The organism is Flavobacterium sp. HSC-32F16, from assembly GCF_024171645.1.
In the GTDB taxonomy this organism is placed as follows: Bacteria; Bacteroidota; Bacteroidia; order Flavobacteriales; family Flavobacteriaceae; genus Flavobacterium.
The window spans coordinates 172,538-179,172 of the sequence record NZ_JALKAC010000013.1; the positions used below are offsets into that span (position 1 = coordinate 172,538).

5 protein-coding genes are annotated in these 6,635 nt (G+C 31.9%); 2 read left to right on the forward strand and 3 right to left on the reverse strand.

Annotated elements, in window-relative coordinates; genetic code table 11:
- Positions 1-20: 20 nt before the first annotated feature.
- Positions 21-647 (reverse strand): nitroreductase, encoded by a 627-nt coding sequence (locus L1276_RS24985; RefSeq protein ID WP_253792598.1) that lies wholly within the window; start codon positions 645-647, stop codon positions 21-23.
- A gap of 273 nt (positions 648-920) precedes the next feature.
- Between L1276_RS24985 and L1276_RS24990 the strand changes: the two genes are divergently transcribed.
- Positions 921-2,027, forward strand: a complete 1,107-nt coding sequence (locus L1276_RS24990) for a TauD/TfdA family dioxygenase (protein WP_253792599.1) — start codon at positions 921-923, stop codon at positions 2,025-2,027.
- 225 nt (positions 2,028-2,252) lie between these two features.
- Here L1276_RS24990 and L1276_RS24995 read toward each other — a convergent pair whose 3' ends face one another.
- Both L1276_RS24995 and L1276_RS25000 read right to left on the reverse strand, forming a co-directional pair.
- On the reverse strand, positions 2,253-3,821 hold the full coding sequence (locus L1276_RS24995; RefSeq protein WP_253792600.1) for a hypothetical protein: 1,569 nt from the start codon (positions 3,819-3,821) through the stop codon (positions 2,253-2,255).
- A gap of 575 nt (positions 3,822-4,396) precedes the next feature.
- Complete coding sequence (locus tag L1276_RS25000; protein ID WP_253792601.1) at positions 4,397-4,681, reverse strand: hypothetical protein; 285 nt, start codon at positions 4,679-4,681, stop codon at positions 4,397-4,399.
- A gap of 397 nt (positions 4,682-5,078) precedes the next feature.
- On the opposite strand from L1276_RS25000, the gene L1276_RS25005 reads away from it, so the two are divergent.
- On the forward strand, positions 5,079-6,071 hold the full coding sequence (locus L1276_RS25005) for a hypothetical protein (RefSeq protein ID WP_253792602.1): 993 nt from the start codon (positions 5,079-5,081) through the stop codon (positions 6,069-6,071).
- Positions 6,072-6,635 lie beyond the last annotated feature (564 nt).

Below are 6,635 nucleotides of genomic sequence, written 5' to 3' on the forward strand. Positions count from 1 at the left end.
ATTATTTTTTAAAATTTGGGTTATTTAAAATAGGTTACTTTTTTAGAAACAGAGGTTCTTTTTTTTCTTGACGGTTCAATATCATCAGGATAATATCCAACATAAATTAAACCGAGAGATTTTTCATTTTCGGCCAGGTCAAATTGCTTCAAATAATCAATTGCACCCGCAGATGTACTCCAGTAACTCCCAATATTATGGGCAGTGCATGTGAGTGCTATGTTTTGAACGGCACATGAAACGGCAGCAATTTCTTCCCATTCAGGGAGGTCAATTTTGTGATTACGAGCCATCACAACTCCAATAACACAAGCTGAATTAAGAGGATATTTTTTAAGCCGATTGTATTTTTCAAGAGCTTCATCAGCAGAAAATTTTTGAAAATAAAACTCTTTGTAATATTCAGACAGAAAAGACCCTAATTGTTCTAAATAGTTATCCTTAAAAACAACAAATCTCCAGGGTTCAGTCATTTTATGTGTAGGGGCATAGGTTGCGTTTATTAAAATTTCATTTAATAATTCATCGGATATATTTTGCTTTACAAATTCATCGGCATAAACGCTTCTCCTGGTCCGAATTATTTTAGAAATTTTTTTTTGCCAATCTGAGGTCTTGATTTTACTAGGTTTAGTACTAATATTCATATTTTTTTAATAAATTTTTTAAGAAAATTCTTTTTTAAATTATAAAAACAAATATATTTGTAAGTAGATTTTATTTAGAATGAATAAAAACAATAAGAGCAAATGTAGAAATTAATCTTTATAAAAAAAATAAAACAGAAAAAAAATAATACGAAATTCTCTACATTATCAAAATGTTATGGAATGATGTTTTATTTGTATATAATTAATTTTTAGTAGTTTGTGTTTTTTACCTGCCCCAATTTTTATTAACCATATAAATAAACTAATAAAATGAAATCACAATCATTAATTGAAGATGAAATACCAGTAAAAGAAAATTATGCGTATCAGATTCCTACAAGCCCGCTGATAGTGGACATTACGCCTCAGGAAAGAAATATTTTATCTAATGTGGGCGCTCTTTTGGAGAAGGCATTCCAGACCTATGAAAACCCCGATTATATTGAAGCGCTTCATCTTTATTCTTTCCAGCTTCTTCCGGAAAGAATAGCCAGAATTTTAAGCCGTTTTGGAACAGATTTCTCAGCAGATCAATATGGAGCCATTGTTTTTAGAGGTCTTCTGGAAGTCGATCAGGATCATCTGGGACCGACTCCCCCTAACTGGCAGAGTGCTGATTATTCAAAACTCAATAAATACGGCTTTATCTGCTCATTGCTGCATGGGGCAGTTCCATCCAAACCTGTTCAGTATTATGCGCAGCGAAAAGGAGGAGGTATTCTTCATGCTGTTATTCCAGATGAAAATATGGCTGCTACGCAGACAGGTTCGGGGTCAAAGACAAATTTGTATGTTCATACAGAAGATGCATTTCTTCTTCATCAGGCTGATTTTTTGAGCTTTCTTTATTTACGAAATGAAGAAAGAGTTCCTTCAACACTTTATTCTGTACGATCACACGGAAAGGTTAATACAGTTATGGAAAAACTTTTTGAGCCTATTTATCAATGTCCTAAAGATGCCAATTATGAAGAGGAATCTAATAATGGTCCTCTGGCTTCTGTTTTATATGGAAATAAGGAACTGCCTTTTATTAGATTTGATGCAGCGGAGCAGATATTTAATGAAAAGGCAGGCCAGAGTCCTGAAGCGCTTTATAATTTAACTGAATTCTGGAATGAGGCTAAAGAATTGATTAATAGTGATTATACACCGGACGCTGGAGATGTTATATTTGTAAATAATCATTTATGTGCCCATGGAAGGAGTGCTTTTACAGCAGGGCAGAGGGAAGAGAACGGTAAGATTGTTCAGTGCGAGAGACGACAAATGCTCAGAATGATGAGTAAAACCAGTTTAATTCATATAAGGTCGATGACACATACAGATGATCCGTATTTTGTTATGGAAGAACATTTGGGGAAAGTTTTTGAATAGCATTAATCAGCGATACTGCTGAATGAAAGAGAGATGTCAAACTATATATTTGATGTCTCTTTTTATATCCGGTCAATACAAACTTCCAAATATGATATAAACAGGTAAGAATAAATAAAGACTTTTTTAGTTTGTTTTGACCAGCAGAGAGATGGATTTGAAATTAAAAAAAAGCTTCAGATTTCTCTGAAGCTTTTACTTGTATCGAATAAATGTTAGAACTGATTATTGGCAGTTAATTTTAACCCCGGCTAAATCATAACAGTCTGTAGGTTTTCCAGTACTCTTTTTAGTAAGTTCGAAAATTTTCTTGTCTATGTTGTATTTGATGTAATACGGAATTACAATTTCAGGAATTATTACAGCTCCCTTTCTGTTTAAGATACTGTATTTATTATCCAGATTCTTGTCCAGAGCCATGATAAAGTAACTTTCTGTATTGGTTATAGAGCTTAAGTAAGAAGCATTTTCGTAAAGCAATGAACGACTTTCCCTGTCATAGATGTCTAAGTTTTTACCGGAATTGTTAGATACCTCCTGCTTTGTCAGGATGTACATATTACCGGCAAAACGAATTTCTTTCACTTTTTTATCTGCACCGTACAAAAGTTCTTTAGTCTTATTATCATAAATCTGGATGTAACCGTTATATTTTGCCACATCAAAAGGACCTTCTGTAGACAAACTGTTGTAAAAATCGCCGTATACGAAAGCTTTTTTTGCCAGATCATAATAATTCTGCTTTCTCTGCTTATTTTCTACCGAAAAAATATTCCCTGAAACGTAAAACCCAAATCTGGTATATTCTCCTTCCAGTACCTTTTTACCTGTAATATCTACCAGTGTCGAGCTGTCACTATTTGCTAAGACAAAGTAGTTTTTAGGATTTACATCACTTGGGTAATATAATTCCTGTATTCTTTTATCAGATTCAAAAAGTACTTTATCTGTCACAGGATTGATCAGGAAATATTTTTCATTCTTCTTTGCAACAAGGAGTTTATTAACGGTAAGAGCATTGATGTCATCGTATTTTGAAATATCAATCTTTTTTCTGGTGCTTAACTGCATCAATTGTTTCTGGTCTCCATGTTTTTCCTGGTAGATGACAAATCCTGGAACTATAAAACTGATGTGGGAAAAATCAGAGGTAAAAAAAGTGGTTCCGTTTTCCATAATAATATTCTGTCCGCCTGATTCTGTATAGACAATTACATAAGTATGATCTTCAGAATTGTAAAGATTCTGTTTCATATTGAATGCGAAATGATATTTGGAAAGATCAATATTGAGTTTTTTTCCATCAGAACCTATAATTCTGATGTTGGAACATTTTGACATTTCAGTCAGATTGATACATTTATCAGTCAGAATTCTGGAATTATTTTTTGTTGTGGTAATCAGATGGATGTCGGCAGGAATCTTTTCAATATTTCCATTCATACTTACCAGATAGGATTCCTGCTTCTCGCCGTATAGTATAAAATCGTCATACATAAAATCCTTTTCTTCCACTGTCGGAATTTTGAAAGGATTACCGTTAGCATTTGCTCCCATTTCCTTTGCTTTTGTGATTAGCTCTTGGGGTACAGGTCTGCTTGGTGCAAGATCCAATAATTTAAAGGGCACGTTGCTTTCTTCGGTAACGATAGGAGTTATCGTTTTTTCTGATGTTACGGCTTTTTTTACCGGCTTAGCAGTTGTTTTTTTCTGCGAATAACAGATTGGTGCTGTCAAAAAGGCTGTTAAAAGAAACATACTGGTGATGTTTCTTGTTCTGGTAGTTTTTTTCAATTTTTGAAAGATATTAAGTTATAATTATTTGAGCTGCGGACTGGCAAAGCTTGAATACTGTTTATAAAAATGAGGTAAATTCCGTTTTAATCAGTCATTTTTGAACTGCTGAATATCAGAGCATAAAAAGTGCTGTAATTCTGGAGGTGTTTTTGGTACAGATGCAAAGTATTTTATAGAAAGATTAGTTTTTTTGGGTAGCCAAATATAAAATAAATCTCATTAATTACTGGAGTTCTATTTTTTAATTTCTTTCTTTAGAGGTATGTCATTAAATAAGATGGTTTTTAATTGCGATTTTGATCGGTGATTAAGGGAAATGATTTGGAATAAAAAAGCTTCAGAGAAATCTGAAGCTTTTTTATTTTTTAGCGAAAACGGAACTTGAATCCATTTTTTTCAAAAAGATAGCGGTTTTGAGTGATTAGAAAGTGTAGTATTTTTATTTTATACGCCGTTTATTTTTATAGTAATTCTAACTGACGACTGGGTTTGAAAAAGTTGTTCAGATCATTTTGCTGATTTTTACAGACCTTAAGAAGGAGTTTTAAAATAAGTTTCTATGTAATTACAAACTAATTGTATAAAACGTAATGATTTATTTTTATAAGACCTTTTATAGTAATAACACTCTGGTCGGTATCAGAATTTAAAAAGATAAAACCTTGGTCATGGAGAAGGACTAAAGCATCTAATATTGACGCTTGGTTTTCCTTTTCAGAAGCCAAATAGTCTGTAATAGACATTGAGCTTTTAATAACCGGAGTAATCAGCTTGGTAAGTTCTTCTAAAGAACAGCTGGATGCGTATCTGTCAGCAAGAATTTGCAGCACTTTTAATAAGATAGGTGATGTTTCCATGATATAAATGCTTTTATTAATGTACGAGAATAAATGTGTTTTAGTTTTATGCAAGAATGTTTTTGACTGTTTTCCTTGTGTTTTTTTTAGATTTAAAAAAGGAGATCTTTTCAAATTATGAGTTAGACCAGAAATTGAAGAGATGTTTTGGAACTAAAAGAGCTTTAGTTCTGAAGCTTACGCCTGCAGTACTAACAGAACAATTTTTACATCATTTTCTAATTTTATTTTATTGATAAAATTGCAGTAAGTAAAAAGATAGCAGCAAATTGTAATAAAAATATTGTTTATATATTTGGTGCCGCTAATCTGTGCTGAAGTAGCTGTTTGCAGCTTGTTGCCTTACAGATGATGTTTTACAGCAGTATCTTATAAATTATTTAACAACAGAAAAAACATGATCAAAAAATTACCTTTATTATCCTTTTTATCTTTTCTTTTTTTTAATGTCTCATTTTCTCAAGACCGTTATGAGGACAGTATAAAAGGGATTATTGAGAAAGACTTTGCACAGATAAAACCCGAAGATTTAATAAACCTAGTTCCTTATGAAACCAGAAAAGGAGCCGGATATTTAAATTCAAAAAACAATAAAACAGTTTTAAAGCCTAAATATCATCAGCTGGATTTTGCTAAACCAAATCTAAAAGGAAACTATGACAATACTTCATATTTTGAAATTGACAGCAAAACAAAGGAAGTGAAAGTCTTTATACAAAACTGGCAGATTTTTGATGATTCATCCGTATGGCACGAACCCATAAGTAAAGGATACAGCAGAGGGTTTTATGTTGTAAATAATTCGATTTTTTCTTATTCAGGTACTTATTCCTACTGTCCATATTTGTTCAAATATAAGAATGAGTACTTTGCTATTGCAGTAAAGGATCAGAAAAAAGCAGTGATAAATGCTGATGGTGAAACAAGAACGAACCTAAATTTTGAGTATGCCGCTTTAGACATGATAAATCTGGGAAATGATATCATCTGGTTCAAGTATAAAACTACTGCAGGCGAAGAAGGATTTATAAATATGGATGGAGAAAAAAAATTAGTTAATGATATAATAAGCAGCAGCAGAAGTAAAACAGAAGGCCATTTTTCTTTTATTGATACAGAACACTCTTTAAAAATAAATTATTACGGATACTCTGTTGAGTCAAATGATGAATTAAGCGGAGTATTAGATCTGCTGACCATGCAGTGGGTGATCAGGCCGCAGAAAGCATTAAAAATTGAGGAAATAAATTATGCATCAAATAGTGAGGTGGAAGAAAAATATAATCTGGAAGACAGAGCGGGTTTAAAATTTTATTTTTTGGTTCGTGATGAAAAAAAACAGACGTCATATTATATTGATGATAAACTAAGAAGGTATCTGCCGAAATAATAATATGCCAGATGTAATTTTGAAACTGTTTTCTCTTAGTATGTCAGACAGAACATATTTGCTTCATATTAATAATAAGGAGCTGGAGTACATTATAGATTTATAAAAGAAAGAAAAGAAAGGATTTTAGATGTTCTTTCTTTTTTTATATATAGTATGAGTAATTGAATGTAATCAGTACAAGAATTATCTCAAGAGTGTATTTGAAAATTTCTTGTAATAATTTAGAAGATGGTGCGAATTCCGTAAAAGAAGGTGTTTTTAAACAGCTGATTTTGTTTAATAATAGAAATTAAAAGAAAAATCCTTCAAATATGTAAAAAAGTTTAATTACTAAACTTAATGTTATCAGTAAGTTAAGAAAAATTCACTAAAAAGATTCAAAAAAAACCATAAAAAAGCTTGTAGATCCTAATAAAGTGCCTAATTTTGCACCCGCTTTGAAACACAAGCGAAAACAAAAAGAAACACACGTTCGTAGACATATTGAATTGACAGCCGTTTTAACAGAGATGTTAAAACAAAAGAATAAGAGTAATGGAATCGAGAGATTCGAAAAGAACC